This window comes from Paraburkholderia susongensis (assembly GCF_900177725.1).
GTDB lineage: Bacteria > Pseudomonadota > Gammaproteobacteria > Burkholderiales > Burkholderiaceae > Paraburkholderia > Paraburkholderia susongensis.
Genome location: NZ_FXAT01000008.1, coordinates 200,827 through 216,516, shown reverse-complemented (window position 1 = coordinate 216,516; position 15,690 = coordinate 200,827). Strand labels below are relative to the sequence as shown.

Annotated in this window: 13 protein-coding genes and 1 pseudogene; 10 read left to right on the top strand and 4 right to left on the bottom strand. The window is 63.0% G+C overall.

Annotation, left to right across the window (positions count from 1 at the left end; all coding sequences use genetic code 11):
* Nucleotides 1–33: 33 nt before the first annotated feature.
* From B9Z01_RS23340 to B9Z01_RS23330, 3 genes are read left to right on the top strand one after another with little or no spacing between them, the layout of a single operon-like run.
* On the top strand, nucleotides 34–357 hold the full coding sequence (locus B9Z01_RS23340) for a sarcosine oxidase subunit delta (protein WP_085487395.1): 324 nt from the start codon (nucleotides 34–36) through the stop codon (nucleotides 355–357).
* Nucleotides 354–3,365, top strand: a complete 3,012-nt coding sequence (locus B9Z01_RS23335; RefSeq protein WP_085487393.1) for a sarcosine oxidase subunit alpha family protein — start codon at nucleotides 354–356, stop codon at nucleotides 3,363–3,365. The genes B9Z01_RS23340 and B9Z01_RS23335 overlap by 4 nt, the downstream gene beginning before the upstream one ends.
* A complete protein-coding gene (locus B9Z01_RS23330) occupies nucleotides 3,355–4,017 on the top strand; it encodes a sarcosine oxidase subunit gamma (RefSeq protein WP_085487391.1) in 663 nt (220 codons plus the stop codon). Before B9Z01_RS23335 ends, B9Z01_RS23330 begins: the two co-directional genes overlap by 11 nt.
* Here B9Z01_RS23330 and ampC read toward each other — a convergent pair.
* Nucleotides 3,963–5,171 (bottom strand): class C beta-lactamase, encoded by a 1,209-nt coding sequence (ampC, locus tag B9Z01_RS23325; RefSeq protein ID WP_085487389.1) that lies wholly within the window; start codon nucleotides 5,169–5,171, stop codon nucleotides 3,963–3,965. The genes B9Z01_RS23330 and ampC overlap by 55 nt on opposite strands.
* Before the next feature lie 194 nt (nucleotides 5,172–5,365).
* The gene (locus B9Z01_RS23320; protein ID WP_244196137.1) at nucleotides 5,366–5,608 is read right to left on the bottom strand and encodes a winged helix-turn-helix domain-containing protein; all 243 of its coding nucleotides are present in this window, start codon (nucleotides 5,606–5,608) and stop codon (nucleotides 5,366–5,368) included.
* A gap of 128 nt (nucleotides 5,609–5,736) precedes the next feature.
* On the opposite strand from B9Z01_RS23320, the gene B9Z01_RS23315 reads away from it, so the two are divergent.
* The 3 genes from B9Z01_RS23315 to B9Z01_RS23300 all read left to right on the top strand — a co-directional run bounded on the left by B9Z01_RS23315 (nucleotide 5,737) and on the right by B9Z01_RS23300 (nucleotide 6,996).
* Nucleotides 5,737–5,940 carry a hypothetical protein gene (locus B9Z01_RS23315; protein ID WP_085487387.1) on the top strand — a complete coding sequence of 68 codons (204 nt, stop codon included), beginning with the start codon at nucleotides 5,737–5,739 and terminating at the stop codon, nucleotides 5,938–5,940.
* A 446-nt stretch (nucleotides 5,941–6,386) separates the two neighbouring features.
* Nucleotides 6,387–6,560, top strand: coding sequence for a hypothetical protein (locus tag B9Z01_RS35675; protein WP_167387558.1), 174 nt, complete (start codon nucleotides 6,387–6,389; stop codon nucleotides 6,558–6,560).
* A gap of 133 nt (nucleotides 6,561–6,693) precedes the next feature.
* Nucleotides 6,694–6,996, top strand: coding sequence for a hypothetical protein (locus tag B9Z01_RS23300; protein ID WP_143809040.1), 303 nt, complete (start codon nucleotides 6,694–6,696; stop codon nucleotides 6,994–6,996).
* Nucleotides 6,997–7,362: 366 nt separating this feature from the next.
* Here B9Z01_RS23300 and B9Z01_RS23290 read toward each other — a convergent pair whose 3' ends face one another.
* The gene (locus B9Z01_RS23290; RefSeq protein WP_085487377.1) at nucleotides 7,363–7,581 is read right to left on the bottom strand and encodes a hypothetical protein; all 219 of its coding nucleotides are present in this window, start codon (nucleotides 7,579–7,581) and stop codon (nucleotides 7,363–7,365) included.
* A gap of 125 nt (nucleotides 7,582–7,706) precedes the next feature.
* Between B9Z01_RS23290 and B9Z01_RS23285 the strand changes: the two genes are divergently transcribed.
* From B9Z01_RS23285 to B9Z01_RS23270, 4 genes and pseudogenes are all read left to right on the top strand, one after another.
* A complete protein-coding gene (locus B9Z01_RS23285) occupies nucleotides 7,707–8,957 on the top strand; it encodes an ROK family transcriptional regulator (protein WP_085487375.1) in 1,251 nt (416 codons plus the stop codon).
* The gene (locus B9Z01_RS23280; protein ID WP_085487373.1) at nucleotides 8,944–10,497 is read left to right on the top strand and encodes a sugar ABC transporter ATP-binding protein; all 1,554 of its coding nucleotides are present in this window, start codon (nucleotides 8,944–8,946) and stop codon (nucleotides 10,495–10,497) included. Before B9Z01_RS23285 ends, B9Z01_RS23280 begins: the two co-directional genes overlap by 14 nt.
* Before the next feature lie 126 nt (nucleotides 10,498–10,623).
* Nucleotides 10,624–11,577: pseudogene (locus B9Z01_RS23275) on the top strand (ABC transporter permease subunit); the annotation flags it as partial.
* Nucleotides 11,578–11,684: 107 nt separating this feature from the next.
* Nucleotides 11,685–12,638 carry an ABC transporter substrate-binding protein gene (locus B9Z01_RS23270; protein WP_085487369.1) on the top strand — a complete coding sequence of 318 codons (954 nt, stop codon included), beginning with the start codon at nucleotides 11,685–11,687 and terminating at the stop codon, nucleotides 12,636–12,638.
* Between the two features lie 231 nt (nucleotides 12,639–12,869).
* Here the strand turns inward: B9Z01_RS23270 and B9Z01_RS23265 are convergent, their stop codons facing one another.
* Nucleotides 12,870–15,371 (bottom strand): glycogen/starch/alpha-glucan phosphorylase, encoded by a 2,502-nt coding sequence (locus B9Z01_RS23265; protein WP_085487367.1) that lies wholly within the window; start codon nucleotides 15,369–15,371, stop codon nucleotides 12,870–12,872.
* Nucleotides 15,372–15,690: the final 319 nt, after the last annotated feature.

The following is a 15,690-nucleotide window of genomic DNA, read 5'->3' as shown; positions in this document are numbered from 1 at the left end:
CGACAAAGCGACAAAGCGACAAAGGAGCCTCTCATGTTGTTGATCGAATGCCCGTGGTGCGGTCCGCGCGCCGAAACCGAATTTTCCTGCGGCGGCGAAGCGGATATCGCGCGCCCGTACGACGCCGACAGGATCACCGACAAGGAATGGGGCGACTACCTGTTCATGCGCAAGAACCTGCGCGGCGTGCATCGCGAGCAGTGGCTGCATGCGCAAGGGTGCCGCCGCTGGTTCAAGGCGCAGCGCGACACCGTGAGCTACGCGTTCCTCGGGTACGAGACGTTCGAGCGTCCGTTGCCCTCGCTGGATAGTCACACTCCCGGCAACGCCGGCAACGAAGAGGGCAAACCATCATGAGCCAGAAAAACCGGCTCCCGAACGGTGGCCGCATCGATCGTGCAGTTGCGCTGAACTTCACGTTCAACGGCGTCGAATATCAGGGCTATCAGGGCGATACGCTCGCGTCCGCGTTGCTCGCGAACGGTGTGCATTTCGTTGCGCGCAGCTGGAAATATCACCGGCCGCGCGGCATCGTCACCGCGGGTGTCGAAGAGCCGAATGCGGTCGTGCAGCTCGAAACCGGCGCGTACACGGTGCCGAACGCGCGAGCCACGGAAATCGAGCTGTATCAGGGGCTCGTTGCGACGAGCGTGAACGCGAAGCCGAGCATCGAGAAAGATCGCTTGGCGATCAATCAGAAGATCGCGCGCTTCATTCCGGCGGGCTTCTACTACAAGACTTTCATGTGGCCGCGCAAATGGTGGCCGAAATACGAGGAAGCGATTCGCGACGCGGCCGGTCTCGGCACCGCGCCGCAACAGCGCGATGCGGACCGCTACGACAAGTGCTTCGCGCATTGCGACGTGCTGGTGGTCGGCGGCGGTCCGGGCGGGCTCGCGGCTGCGCATGCGGCGGCATTGTCCGGCGCGCGCGTGATGCTCGTCGACGATCAGCCCGAACTCGGCGGCTCGTTGCTGTCGTGCCGCGCGGAAATCGATGGCAAGCCCGCGCTGCAATGGGTGCGCAAAATCGAGGACGAACTGCGCCTGAGGCCCGACGTGAAGATCCTGAGCCGCAGCACCGCGTTCGGCTATCAGGACCACAATCTCGTCACGGTCACGCAGCGCCTCAGCGATCATGTGCCTCTCTCGCAGCGCAAAGGCACGCGCGAACTGCTCTGGAAGATTCGCGCGAAACGCGTGATTCTCGCCACGGGCGCTCACGAGCGGCCGATCGTGTTCGGCAACAACGACCTGCCTGGCGTGATGCTCGCGTCGGCGGTGTCGACCTATCTGCATCGCTATGCGGTGCTGCCCGGCCGCAACGCGGTCGTGTTCACGAACAACGACGACGGCTATCAATGCGCGCTCGACCTGAAGGCGGCCGGCGCCCAGGTGCGCGTGATCGATCCGCGCGAGGGTGAATCGACGGGCACGTTGCCCACGCTTGCGCGGCGCGGCGGTATCGAAGTGATGCGCGGCGCGGTCGTGACGGCGGCGCACGGCAAGCTGCGCGTCGCGTCGGTGGAGATAGCGCCGTACGCGAACGGGCAAACCGGCGCGCGGCAGCGCGAGCTGCCGTGCGACCTGCTCGCGATGTCGGGCGGCTGGAGCCCGGTGCTGCATCTGTTTGCGCAGTCGGGCGGCAAGGCGCAGTGGCACGCAGACAAGGCCTGCTTCGTGCCGGGAAACAGCATGCAGGCGGAGGCGAGCGTCGGCGCGTGCGCGGGTGACTTCTCACTGGGTCACGGCTTACGCTGCGCCGTCGATGCGGGTGTCGAAGCGGCGCGCGCGACCGGATATACCGTCGCGCGGCCGTATCCGCTGCGGGTGAGAGAACTGGCCGAGGCGAAGATGCTGCCGCTATGGCTCGTCGGCGGACGCGAAATGGCGACGCGCGGGCCGAAGCAGTTCGTCGATTTCCAGAACGACGTGTCGGCGGCGGATATTTTCCTTGCCGCGCGCGAAGGCTTCGAATCGGTCGAGCACGTGAAGCGCTACACCGCGATGGGCTTCGGCACTGACCAGGGCAAGCTCGGCAACATCAACGGCATGGCGATTCTCGCGCAGGCGCTCGGCAAGACGATTGCCGAGACCGGCACGACCACGTTCCGGCCGAACTACACGCCGGTTTCGTTCGGCACGTTCGCGGGCCGCGAACTCGGCGAATTTCTCGACCCGGTGCGCAAGACCGCGCTGCACGAGTGGCATGTCGAAAACGGCGCGTTATTCGAGGACGTCGGCAACTGGAAACGTCCGTGGTATTACCCGAAGGCGGGCGAGGACATGCGGGCTGCGCTCGCGCGCGAATCGCTCGCGGTGCGCACGAGCGTCGGCATACTCGACGCGTCGACGCTTGGCAAGATCGACATTCAGGGCCCCGATGCCGCGAAGCTGCTGAACTGGGTCTATACGAATCCGTGGAGCAAGCTCGAAGTCGGCAAATGCCGCTATGGTCTGATGCTCGACGAAAACGGCATGATCTTCGACGACGGCGTGACCGTGCGCCTCGCCGAGCAGCACTACCTGATGTCGACCACGACCGGCGGCGCGGCGCGCGTGCTCACGTGGCTCGAACGCTGGCTGCAGACGGAATGGCCGGATATGCGCGTGCGGCTCGCGTCGGTGACGGACCATTGGGCCACGTTCGCGGTGGCCGGGCCGATGAGCCGCAAGGTGCTGCAAAAAGTTTGCGACGACATCGACTTCGCAAATGCCGCGTTTCCGTTCATGAGCTATCGCGAAGGCACCGTCGCGGGCGTGGCGGCGCGCGTGATGCGCATCAGCTTCTCGGGCGAACTCGCGTATGAGGTCAACGTGCCCGCGAACGTCGGGCGCGCGGTGTGGCAGGCGCTGATCGACGCGGGCGCGGAGTTCGATATCACGCCGTACGGCACTGAAACGATGCACGTGCTGCGCGCGGAGAAGGGCTACATCATCGTCGGGCAGGATACGGACGGCTCGATGACGCCATACGACATCGGCATGGGCGGTCTCGTCGCGAAGTCGAAGGACTTTCTCGGCAAGCGTTCGCTGAGCCGTTCGGACACGGCGAAGGCAGGGCGCAAGCAACTGGTCGGGCTATTGAGCGACGATGCGTCGTTCGTGATACCCGAGGGCTCGCAGATCGTCGCTGGCCCGTTCGAGGGCGATACCGCGCCGATGCTCGGTCACGTCACGTCGAGCTATTTCAGCCCGATCCTGAAGCGCTCGATTGCGATGGCCGTCGTGAAGGGCGGCCTCGACAGGATGGGCGAAACGGTCACGGTCGTATTTGGGAACGGCAAGAGCGGTAAGCAGATTGCGGCGAAGATCGCGAGTCCGATGTTCTACGACAGCGAAGGAGCACGTCAGCATGTGGAGTGAAGTAGGCGCAATGGTGTCGATCACGGACCGCGCGAGCGGCGGACGTACAGATGTGTGGAATGAATCGCCGCTAGCCGGCGCGGACGCGTTGATCCGGCAGCATCAGGCGAGCGCGTCCGCCGCATTCAGGCTCGGCGAGCGGCCGTTTCTCGAACTCGTGAACGTGCGCGGCGATACGCGTGACGCGGCATTCATGCGCGCGGTCGAAAGCGTGGCCGGCTGCCAGCCGCCGGAGAAAGCGAACACCGTTGCGCGCGGCGACGGTTACGACATGCTGTGGCTCGGGCCGGACGAATGGCTCGCGTGTTCGGCCGCCGCGCACGACGCGAAGCGCGCCGCGCCGCTGCAAGCGAAGCTCGGTGCGGCGTTCGCGGGCGTGTTCGCATCAGCGGTCGATGTCGGCAGCGGCTATACGGTGCTCGAAATCAGCGGCACGCACACGCGCGAGGTGCTCGCGCGCGGCTGTCCGCTTGATTTGCATCCGAGATTATTCGGCGTGGGGCAGTGCGCGCAGAGCCACTATTTCAAGGCATCGATAATCTTGCTGCCCACTGGCCCGGACAGTTTCGACATCGTCGTGCGCCGCAGCTTCGCGGACTACTTCGCGAGGCTCATGCTCGATGCCGCCGAAAGCGTCGTGAGGATCCGATAGGCGGCGCTCACACGCGCCTCGATCGGAAAATTGCGGTTGCCGAGGATCACGATGCCCACGCGCTGCTGCGGCACGAACGCGACATACGAGCCGAAGCCGTTGGTCGAACCGGTCTTGTTGATCCAGACGTCCTGTTGTGGTGGCAGCGGCGGTTTGATTTCGGTGGCAGGCGTCGCGTTGAGAGCGATCTCCGAGCTATTGCCAGCCCGCAATGTCTTCAGTGCGACGGGGTACGGATACTGTTCCCAGATCAGATCCTGAGTCAGCACGCTGGCCTGGAAGTAGCCGGTATGCGTCGCGGTGATCGCGTGCTGGAGCTTGTCGTCGATTGCGATCATGTTCATGTTCGCCTGCACGAAGCGCAGAACGTCCGCGGCGGTCGACTTGACGCCGTAAGCTTCGGCGGAGAGCACGCCGCCTGCCAGGCGTATCGGCGCGCCGTCTCTCGTATAGCCCTGCGCGTAGTCTGGCATTTTCGTGGCGGGAACGTTGATATAGCTGTTCTTCATGCCGAGCGCGGGAAACATGCGCTGCTCGATCAATGCGGTGAAGTCCTGCCCCATGCTCTTCGCGGTAATCATCCCGAGCGTGCCGATGCTGGGATTCGAGTAGGTGCGGTAAGTGCCGGGGGCGTGCGCGGGTTGCCAGTCTTTGAAGTACTGGAGCAATTGCGCGTCGTTATGGATCTCGTCCGGCACCTGAAGCGGCAGGCCGCCAGGCGTATGCGTGCCGAGATTCAGCAGACTGACCTTGCCGAAAGGGCTGCCGCGCAGCGTGGGCAGGTACTGGTCCGTGCTGTCGGATAGCGAAAGTTTTCCGTCCAGCTGTGCATAGGATGCGAGTGTCGCCGTGAACGTCTTGCTGACCGAGCCGAGTTCGAACAACGTATCACGCGTGACCGGCTTGCCGGTTTGCGTCGACGCCACGCCATAGTTGAACACGTAGGGCTTGCCGGCCACGATCACACCGACCGCCATGCCGGCGATGTGGTACTTCGCCATCAGGGGCTGGATGGCGGCGTCAACGGTGGACTTGATCTGGGCGGGTGCGGCGTTGGCTGTCTGATTGGCAGCGTGGCTCGCGGGCGAGAGCGCACACAGCGTGAACATGGCGAATGCAGCGGTGGTGATGAGGCGGAGCGCCTTGGGCTTCATGGGCAACGGTCCTTGAGCGTGTGTCTGCGGATTGAGGAGGCCGCAGTATCCAGCTTTTGGCGGACCGCTGACAAGCGAGGATTAGTTGGGTGAGGGTAAAGAAAATGTTGTGGGCGAGGGCGATGTGGAAAACCGGCAGCCCGTTTTCATTCGCGATTTCTGCACGCAGGCTTCGGCGTGACAGCGACGAAGCTTCATGCCCCATTCCTGCCGAGCCGGTAAGACACGCCTAGCCGGGTTGCCAGTTGCCATACATATACTCTGGAATACGAAATACCGAACTGGCGGTTTATCAGCTCCCGCATTCGCGCATTGCTCCAGCCGTCGGTGTCGAAACCATAGTCGCGCGCAGAGCCCTTGAACGCCTGGGCGATCCAGTCGAGATCGGCCACACCGAGTGCGGAATGGCGGCCGCCGAAAATCGTGAACTGTCGCACTGTTGCCTTCGCTGAACGAGCGCTGAGGTCGCGCCCTAACATCGACGAAATCCTGGTTCACCACGAGCAGTAACCCCCATCTCCGGCAGCCCGCGCTGATCCGTGCCCGTCTCCGGCACCACTGTGTTATGAACGACGTCGATTTCAGTCTTGGTCGTTCGAATGGCATGGTGAAGGTCGGCATGCATACCGTACGCACGGACAACCGGCTTGAAATCCTCGCGACGGCGAGTTGCGTCGACGCCATTTGCTTCGGCCCAATTCGTACGGGAGTCGATGCGAGCCAGAGCGAAGCCGCAAACGAATGCGCCTGGACCGGTCGGAGCCAGTGACCGGGTTGCGAGCGATGCTTAACCATTTGCTCAACCGGAACGCTGTCTTATTCAATTTACCCACCAGCACCATGCTGGCAAAATTTCAGTGCATTACAAACAAATACGCGAAGAAGCGATTCACGACCAGCACAGCGGATGTCTTCGGTGCCCTACTGCGGTCAATCGTGGACCACAAGGAGACAGAGACAATCATGAAATAGAAGGCGGCAGAGTGTGCCTGTGTCGCGTTGATGTGCGTTGCGCCCGCGTGGGCGCAGGCCGAGGAAGCAGGCTCAGCCTCAGGGAATCCCACTGGCGCCAGTACGGTTACGCTGTATGGCTGATCGATCAGGGCATCGAGTTCGTCAACAACGCGGCCAAGAGGAAAACCGCTACAGCCAATTCATGGCGCACGGGGGACGGAACCGCAGCTTCCTATTTTGGACTTCGCGGCAGCGAGGATCTTGGGCCTGGCCGACCAGATTTATGTTTTCAGACGGCTGAAACTGAATCTCACCATGCAGATAGCGCAATGGAAATCGTGGCTCTCACCGGCGCAGTGGGCGAGCTTCGCGGGCGACATCATGCCGGTGCGGTTGATTTCAGGATTTTTCAAAGGGATTGATACGAAAATCTGAACAGGAAATCCACTGTTTCATACTCGATGGCCCTGCGCTGAATGGCCGCAGCTGTGACGAATTAGGACCCGTCTGACTCACTTGTCATCTCGAAACTGCGATCGTGAAATCTATCTGATCACGGGAGAGAGAGATGAAAACGGTTCTGGTTATAGCGGCGGTTACTGTGTGCCTGAGCGGACTGGCTGCTTGTGGCACCACGAAAAGCTACAGCGAGATGTATGTGCGCGGCTGGACGCGTGAAAGCATGGACAAGCGGTTCCCGGCCGGGACAACCGAGCGGCAGGTTGTCGATCGGCTTGGCTATCCGTACCGGGCCCGCAAGGCTGACGGTGTGGAACGCTGGGACTATACCGGCGGCAAGACCAGCAAGCAGACCGTCTCGTTCGTTTTCCGGGATGGCAAGCTCGTCCAGAAGATGTACGAAAATTTCTGACCGGTGCCTTGCGCACCAGGCGCGCTCAGGTCCGCAGGAACAGCCTGCTGTTACCTCAGCGCGCTTTCTGCCTCATACAAGTACGACGATCTTCTGAAGAGCGATCACACCGTGCTTGCGCAGGACCTGCAGGACAGCATGGCGGTCGTACTGAACCCGGGCGCGTCCGCAAGCCTGTCGCAATCCATTGACGCGCTGGACAGCAAGATTCACCTTGTCAGCGTCAGCGAGGGCGGACCACCGGGTTTCCCAAGTGGTCTTCAGTTAGCCACTTTATTTGACATAATATAAATTATCAACAAAATCGTTGTCAGAGATTTTTAGTAATGTCCGGTTCTGGCTCATCAGAAATGTCCGGTTCCCGGCTCAGCCGAACTTGCGACTGCCCAGAAGCCCGGCGCGTTCGTCGGCATAAAGCTTGTGGCACGGTTCATTGTGCCGTTCCACCAGCGATGCAAAAATCCGCGCGCCACTGCGCGAGATGACGCGCAAACACACCGCGCTGCCAGCGCCAACCGTACAACGCTTCGTCGACTTGCCGCCGTACTTGCGCACGTTCTGACCGAAGAAATCGAAACCCACCATGCCCGCGCCATAACCGGGATTTCCCCAGGCTGACACACGGTTGTTTTCGACATTAAATAAATCAACTTGATTTATTTAGTCGCCGGCGCACTGAACCCGGCCGCTGGCGTAATCGGAGAAATCGCGTGAGAAGTCCGCATGTCGGCCAAGGCAGCAACTCGGCCAATGTCCGCCGCTTCAACGAGCGTCTGCTGCTGCAGGCGCTGCGGCGCGCCGGCGAGGCCTCGAAGGCCGATCTCGCCCGCCTTGCGAATCTCACCAGCACGGCCGTGGGCAGCATCATCACCTCGCTCACGGCAAGCGGCCTGATCGAGATGAGCGGACGGCGTCTGGACGGCGGGCGCGGCCAGCCCGCTTCACTTCTGCGCCTCTCGCCGCGCGGTGCGTTCGCCATCGGCGTGCGTCTGGACCGGACCAACATCGAAACCGTGCTCGTGGACTTCGCGGGCCGGATGATCGAGCGCCGCTCGCACGACATGCTGCTGCCGCAGCCCGCGCTCGCGCAGGAAATCGTCGAGCACGACATCCGCGAACTCTCAGGATTACTCAACAAAGCCGAGCGCAGCCGTCTTGCGGGCATTGGCGTCGCGCAGCCGTACAACCTCGGCAGTTGGCTGAGCGAGCTGGGCCTGCCTGCCGACACGTTCCGTGTCTGGAGCGACGTCGATTTCGCGGGCGAGCTGAGCCGCGCGCTCGGGCTGCCGGTGTTCAGCGAAAACGACGGTAACGCCGCCGCCATCGCCGAGATCTTCTATGGCTGCGGGCGCCAGCGCGGCGATTTCCTCTATCTGTTTCTCGGCCCGGCCATTGGCGGCGGCATCGCCATCAACGGCGACTGCGTGCGCGGCCTCACCGGCAACGCGGGCGACTTCGCCGTGATGCCGGTGCCGCCGAGCGCCCTGCCCTCGGCGCACAAGCCGGCCGGCAAGTGGGACATCCTGCTTTCGCGCGCCTCGCTCATCGCGCTGCGCCGCCATCTGCAGTACAGCGGCGAGAAGGTGGACAATCGCGCCGATATCGAGGCGTGCATTGCGCGCGGCCATCCGGCGGTCGGTGAATGGCTCGACGACTGCATCGACGCGCTCGCGCCCGCACTGCGCTCCGCGCTGTGCGTGCTCGACGTGCCCGCCGTGGTGCTCGACGCGGACGTGGACGCGGGCCTCATCGACACACTCATGCAGCGCCTGCGCGCGGCCGTGGCGGCCACTGCGCCCGAGGCGCGCGGCACGCCCACGCTCGTGCGCGGCACCTTCGGCCCCGATGCGGGCGCGCTTGGCGCCGCCACGCTTCCGATGTTCTTCAACTTTTCGCCACGTGCGGGCATCCTGATGGGCGCCGGTGCACAAACGCAGGAGGTGAGCCATGTCGCGCTCTGAGTCGACGCCCCCGCTGCTGGAAATGCGGAGCATCAGCAAGACGTTCCCCGGTGTGCGCGCGCTCGACAAGGTGCGGCTCTCGGTCTGGCCCGGCGAAGTGCACTCGCTGATGGGCGAGAACGGCGCGGGCAAGTCCACGCTCATGAAGATTCTCTCGGGCGCCTATCAGGCCGATCCCGGCGGCGAGATCCTGCTCGGGGGCAAGCCGGTCGTGATCGACGGCCCGCTCGCCGCGCGCGAGCTTGGCGTGGCCGTCATCTATCAGGAGCTGAGCCTCGCGCCGAATCTTACCGTTGCCGAAAACGTTTACGCGGGGCGCGAACTGCGCAAGGGCGGCCGGCGTTTCGGCCGGGTCGACCGCCCTGCCATGGAGCGCGGCTGCGAAGACGTGCTCAAGCGGCTCGGGGCTACTTTCGGGCCCAGGACACTGGTGGGATCGCTCTCCATCGCCGAGCGCCAGCTCGTCGAAATCGCGCGCGCGGTGCATAGCGACGCCCGCATCATCGTGATGGACGAGCCCACCACGCCGCTCTCCTCGCGCGAAACAGAGCGCCTCTTCAAGCTGATCCGCCAGTTGCGCGAGGACGGACTCGCCATCATCTATATCAGCCACCGCATGGCCGAGATCTATGAGTTGTCCGACCGCGTTTCCGTGCTGCGCGACGGCGCCTACGTGGGTACGCTCATGCGTGAGGAGCTCAATGCCGAAAGCCTCGTGAGCATGATGGTGGGCCGGGATATTTCGGGCTTCTACAAGAAAGAGCATGCGCCCTACGATCCGGGCCAGGTCGTGCTCACGGTGCGCGATGTCGCGGATCACAATCGCGTGCGCGGCTGCAGCCTCGACCTGCACTCGGGCGAAGTGCTCGGCATCGCGGGTCTGGTGGGCGCGGGCCGCACCGAGCTCGCGCGGCTGATCTTCGGCGCGGAACCGCGCGTGCGCGGCGAGATCGCCATCGACGGCCGCACGCTCCACGTGCACAGGCCGCGCGACGCCATCGAAGCGGGCCTCGTCTATCTGACCGAGGACCGCAAGCATCAGGGTCTCTTTCTCGACATGAGCGTGCGCGACAACATCAACGTGGCCGTGGCGGGCCGCGACGCGCGCTTCGGCGTGCTCGACCTCGCGCGCGGTTCTTCCCGCGCGAAGGATTCCATCCGCGCCCTTTCGATCCGCGTGCCCAGCCCCCGTGTGAACGTCGGCGCGCTTTCGGGCGGCAATCAGCAGAAGGTGCTGCTCTCGCGCCTGCTCGAAACGAAGCCGCGCGTGCTGATCCTCGACGAGCCGACGCGCGGCGTGGACATCGGCGCGAAGTCGGAGATCTACCGCATCATCAACGAACTCGCGAGGACCGGCGTGGGCATCATCGTGATTTCGAGCGAACTGCCCGAGATCATCGGCGTGGCCGACCGGGTGCTCGTCATGCGCGAAGGTGTTTTCGCGGGAGAACTGGGCGGCTATACCGGCAAGCCCATCACCCAGGAAGCCATCATCGAACTTGCCACCGGCTCGCAGGGCACGCTGGACGAAGCCGCCTGATTCCGACGCACCCGTCGAAGAAATATTGAGGAGTACGACATCATGAAGAACATGCTTCCCCGCCACGGCGTTGCGGCGTCGCCCACGCAACCGGCCCAGGCCACCCGAGGCAGCAGCGCGCAGGATGGCCATCGCGCACGCATGAGGTCGCTCATGCGCACGGCGGGCATGCTGCCCGTGCTGGTGCTGCTGTGCATCGGCTTCGGTCTGCTCACCGATGGTTTCTTCACGCTTCAGAATCTCTCGATCGTCACGCAGCAGGCGTCGATCAACATCGTGCTCGCCGCCGGCATGACCTTCGTGATTCTCACAGGCGGCATCGACCTCTCGGTGGGCTCGATCCTCGCCGCATCGGCGGTTGCCGCCATGCTCTCCTCTTCCATCGTGGGCTGGGGCTGGCTCGGCATCCCCGCCGCGCTTGGCGTGGGCCTCGGCTTTGGCCTCATCAACGGCGCGCTGATCGCGCTGTTGCGCCTGCCGCCCTTCATCGTCACGCTCGGCTCGCTCACGGCGGTGCGCGGCATCGCGCGTCTGATGGGCCACGACACCACGATCTTCAACCCGCAGCTCTCGTTCGCCTTCATCGGCAACGGCACGGTGTTCGGCGTGCCCTGGCTCGTGATCATCGCGCTCGTCGTGGTGGCCGCCTCGTGGTTCGTATTGCGCCGCACGGTGCTCGGCCTGCATATCTATTCGGTGGGCGGCAACCGCGAGGCGGCGCGCCTCTCGGGCATCAAGGTCTGGGGCATCGAGATGTTCGTCTACGCGATCTCGGGCCTGCTCGCCGGCCTCGGCGCGGTGATGTCGGCCGCGCGCCTCTACGCGGCGAACGGCCTGCAGCTCGGCCAGTCGTACGAACTCGACGCCATCGCCGCGGTGATCCTGGGCGGCACGAGCTTCGTGGGCGGCGTGGGCTCGATCGTCGGCACGCTGATCGGCGCGCTCATCATTGCGGTGCTCTCGAACGGCCTCGTGCTGCTGGGCGTCTCGGACATCTGGCAGTACATCATCAAGGGCCTCGTGATCGTCGGCGCCGTGGCGCTCGACCGCTATCGCCAGCGCGGCTCGGCGCGCACCTGATACGCCCTGCTCACGTACCGACTTCATACCCGACAGCGGGCGCAGGCAGGTCCTCCTGAGTCCGCACTGCACGACACACCCCAACTGGACCCTTTGGAGACATACTCATGTTCAAGAAAAAGGCCGCTATCGCTGTTCGCGCCGCTGCCGCACTTACGCTCGGCTTCGCTCTGCAAGGCGCGCACGCCGCCGACAAGCAACTGAAATCGATCGGCGTCACCGTGGGCTCGCTTGGCAATCCTTACTTCGTGACGATCGTGCAAGGCGCGGAAGCGAAGGCGAAGCAGATCAACCCGAACGCGAAAGTCACCGCCGTATCCGCCGACTACGATCTGAACAAGCAGTTCACGCAGATCGACAACTTCATCTCGGCGCACGTCGACATGATCCTGCTGAACGCCTCCGATCCGAAGGCGATCGAGCCCGCCGTGCGCAAGGCGCGCGCCGCGGGCATCGTGGTGGTGGCCGTGGACGTGGCTGCCGCGGGCGCCAACGCCACCGTGCAGACCGACAACGTGAAGGCCGGCGAGATCTCGTGCGAGTACCTCTCGAAGAAGATCAACGGCAAGGGTAACGTGATCATCGAGAACGGACCGCAGGTTTCGGCGGTGATCGACCGCGTGACCGGCTGCAAGCAAGTGCTCGCGAAGTCGCCAGATATCAAGATCCTCTCCGACGACCAGGACGGCAAGGGCTCGCGCGAAGGCGGCATGAACGCCATGCAGGGCTATCTCACGCGCTTCCCGCAGCTTGCCGGCGTGTTCACCATCAACGATCCGCAAGCTATGGGCAGCGATCTGGCGGCGAAGCAATTGCACCGCAACGGCATCGTGATTACCTCGGTGGACGGCGCACCCGATATCGAAACGGCGCTGAAGTCCGATACGCTCGTGCAGGCCTCGGCAAGCCAGGATCCGTGGAAGATGGCGCAAACGGCCGTGCAGGTAGGCTACGACATCATGAACGGCAAGAATCCCGCCAATCCGATGATCGAAATGACGCCCACGCTCATCACGCGCGACAACATCGGCAGCTACAAGGGCTGGTCGTCGCCGCACTAAGCGGCTTTGATTGGCTTTGTCGCAGTCAGGATCAAAGGGCGGCAGCGATCGATATGCAAAGTACCGCGTATATTGCGAGACTATGGAATTGATCAGCGGCGGACGGATGGGTGCTGAGAGTGCACTCATCTGTCCTTTCGCGATCATGTGCATCACTTAAACCAGGCCGATAAATCGTCGAAGCGAACGCACGGATGCACGGCCTTTTCCTGCGCGCGGGTCAACCTGCTTTCAGGGTTGTCTTTCCAGGCTGATCTTCACCGGGCGAATATTCCAGATCCGCTCACAGTATTCGCTGATTGCGCGATCGGACGAGAACTTGCCCGCATACGCGGTGTTCAGGATCGACATGCGGGTCCAGCGCCGCGTGTTCTGCCAGGCGACGCTGACGTCCTCCTGGCGCGCGACGTAAGCGGCGTAATCCGCAAGGACGAGAAACGGGTCCACGTGCAGCAGATTGTCGACTAGCGGACGGAACATCCCGGCATCTCCACGCGAGAAGCATCCGCCTGCGATCAGATCCAGCGCTTCTCGCAACTCTTCGTTCGCATTCACGTACTCGATCGGGCGGTAGCCTGCTCGTTTGACGCGTTCCACCTCATCCGCAGTCAGGCCGAACAGGAAGAAGTTTTCGTCGCCGACTTCATCGCGTATTTCGACGTTGGCCCCGTCCAGCGTGCCGATGGTCAGCGCGCCGTTCATCATGAACTTCATGTTGCCGGTTCCCGAGGCCTCCTTGCCGGCAGTCGAAATCTGCTCGGACAGATCGGCGGCCGGGTAGATGAAATGCGCATTCTTTACATTGAAGTCCGGAAAGAACACGACCTTTAGCCGCCCGCCTACCGCCGGATCGTTGTTGACGACTTCAGCGATGCCGTTGATCAGGCGAATGATGAGCCTGGCCATCGCATAGCCGGGCGCGGCCTTGCCGCCGAACACGAAACAGCGCGGCGTCAGTGCGAGTTGAGGATTGCGCCGTAAGCGCAGATAGAGCGTAACGATGAAGAGCGCGTTTAAGTGTTGCCGCTTATATTCGTGGATGCGCTTGACCTGAATGTCGAATAGTGCGGCCGGGTCGACGACAATGCCGGTCGCGCTGCTGATACGCGCGGCGAGCCTCTCCTTGTTGGTCTGCTTGATGCTGCGCCAGCGGTCCTGAAACGCGATGTCGTCGGCGTGCCCATCGAGTTTGCGCAGTCTCGCGAGATCGGTCACCCAGCCTTCGCCGATCGTTTCGTCCAGCAGGGTTGCAAGGCCCGGGTTGCTGAGCATCATGAAGCGGCGAGGCGTGACGCCATTGGTCACGTTGAGGAACCGCTCAGGCCATAGTTCGGCGAAATCCCGCAGCACAGTCTGCTTGAGGAGTTCCGAATGGAGCGCGGCCACGCCGTTCACCGCATGGCTGCCGATCGTTGCCAGATGCGCCATACGCACGCGCTTTGCACCGGTCTCGTCGATCAGCGACATGCGGGCGACGCGTTCGTCATCGCCCGGATAGCGTTGCCGGACCTCTTCGAGGAAGCGGCGATTGATCTCGTAGATGATTTCGAGCAGTCGCGGCAGCAGGTTCTGAAACAGCGGCAACCCCCACGTTTCGAGCGCTTCGGGCAGCAGCGTGTGATTCGTATAGGCGAGCGAGCGTCGCGTGATCTCCCAGGCTTCGTCCCACGGCACCTGTCGTTCGTCTACCAGCAGACGCATCAGCTCGGCGACGGCAATCGACGGATGCGTGTCGTTGAGTTGAGCGGTGAACACGTCCGCAAAGCGGCTGATCGGTTCACCCTTGAGCGCGAGCAGGCGCAGCATGTCCTGCAGCGAGCATGAGACGAAGAAATATTGCTGCGCGAGCCGCAAGCGCTTGCCAGCTTCCGGCTCGTCGTTCGGATAGAGCACCTTCGACAGCGTTTCGGACCTCACCTTCTCGTGCACGGCCTCGTAGTAATCGCCGGCGTTGAAGTCCTGAAGATTGAACGACTCGACTGCCTCACTCTTCCAAAGCCTCAGCGTGTTGCACGTGTTGACGCGAAAGCCCGGCATCGGCGTATCGCAAGCCACGCCCTTGACAGTGTATGCCGGAGTCCATCGCACGCAAAAACGACCCTGCGCATCGGTCACGTTTTCCGTGTGGCCGCCGAAGTTCACGTAGAAGGCAACGTCAGGCCGCAGGATCTCCCAGGGGTTGCCCTTCTGCAGCCACTTGTCGGTGACTTCCACCTGCCAGCCGTCACGGATCTCCTGGTCGAAGATGCCGAATTCGTAGCGGATGCCATAGCCAATAGCCGGAATTTCGAGGGTGGAGAGCGAGTCGATATAACAGGCCGCGAGGCGTCCCAGCCCGCCGTTGCCAAGCCCCGGTTCTTCCTCGATCGCGAGCACGGTGTCGAGGTCGACATCGAGTGCCTGCAACGCATCGCGCGCATTGGTGCCGATGCCCAGGTTGATCAGGTTGTTGCCGAGTTGCGGGCCGATCAGGAACTCGGCGGACAGATAGCAGGCGATCTTCGCACCGCGCGCCACATAGGCGTACGTCGTGGCGACCCTGCGTGTCATCATCCGGTCACGAACAGTGTAGGCAAGTGCCATGTACCAGTCGTGCGGGGTTGCAATCTCCGGATACCGGCCCTGCAAACAGATCAGATTGTCGACGATATCGCGCTGCAGCGCGGCGACACCAGGACCGCTGCGCGCAGGTTCCGCGCCGGACGGTGATTTCAGGGGGAGCGTGTCGGTCATGAGCTGTCCTTGTCCTTGCCGTGAACTGGCCGTGTCGCCCGCAAGGGCAATGCCCAGCCGGCGATTTCGGCGCGCCCGGTACCGTGCCTGTGCACAGTTGCTGCGCTTGCCTGAGTTATTAACTTAAATACAACTAAATATTCCGCCTTCGAACCGATGCACTTGTCGGCGTACCACGACGTCTGTCGTGCCTGACACTCGGCCTGACACTCGCGAAGACGATCTCGCAAGCGTCCGCACCGTTGAGCTGTTCTCGCGGACACATCGAAATCCGTAGAAATGTATTGTATTTTGTTAGGACGATTCGCAGTGCTGCTCA

Bases quoted from the DNA above. Each gene is read 5' to 3' on its own strand.
- B9Z01_RS23340 (WP_085487395.1), top strand. From the start codon at position 34: ATGTTGTTGATCGAATGCCCGTGGTGCGGTCCGCGCGCCGAAACCGAA.
- B9Z01_RS23270 (WP_085487369.1), top strand. From the start codon at position 11,685: ATGTTCAAGAAAAAGGCCGCTATCGCTGTTCGCGCCGCTGCCGCACTT.
- B9Z01_RS23265 (WP_085487367.1), bottom strand. From the start codon at position 15,371: ATGACCGACACGCTCCCCCTGAAATCACCGTCCGGCGCGGAACCTGCG.
- ampC (WP_085487389.1), bottom strand. From the start codon at position 5,171: ATGAAGCCCAAGGCGCTCCGCCTCATCACCACCGCTGCATTCGCCATG.
- B9Z01_RS23280 (WP_085487373.1), top strand. From the start codon at position 8,944: ATGTCGCGCTCTGAGTCGACGCCCCCGCTGCTGGAAATGCGGAGCATC.
- B9Z01_RS23300 (WP_143809040.1), top strand. From the start codon at position 6,694: ATGAAAACGGTTCTGGTTATAGCGGCGGTTACTGTGTGCCTGAGCGGA.
- B9Z01_RS23330 (WP_085487391.1), top strand. From the start codon at position 3,355: ATGTGGAGTGAAGTAGGCGCAATGGTGTCGATCACGGACCGCGCGAGC.
- B9Z01_RS23315 (WP_085487387.1), top strand. From the start codon at position 5,737: ATGAACGACGTCGATTTCAGTCTTGGTCGTTCGAATGGCATGGTGAAG.
- B9Z01_RS23335 (WP_085487393.1), top strand. From the start codon at position 354: ATGAGCCAGAAAAACCGGCTCCCGAACGGTGGCCGCATCGATCGTGCA.
- B9Z01_RS23290 (WP_085487377.1), bottom strand. From the start codon at position 7,581: ATGGTGGGTTTCGATTTCTTCGGTCAGAACGTGCGCAAGTACGGCGGC.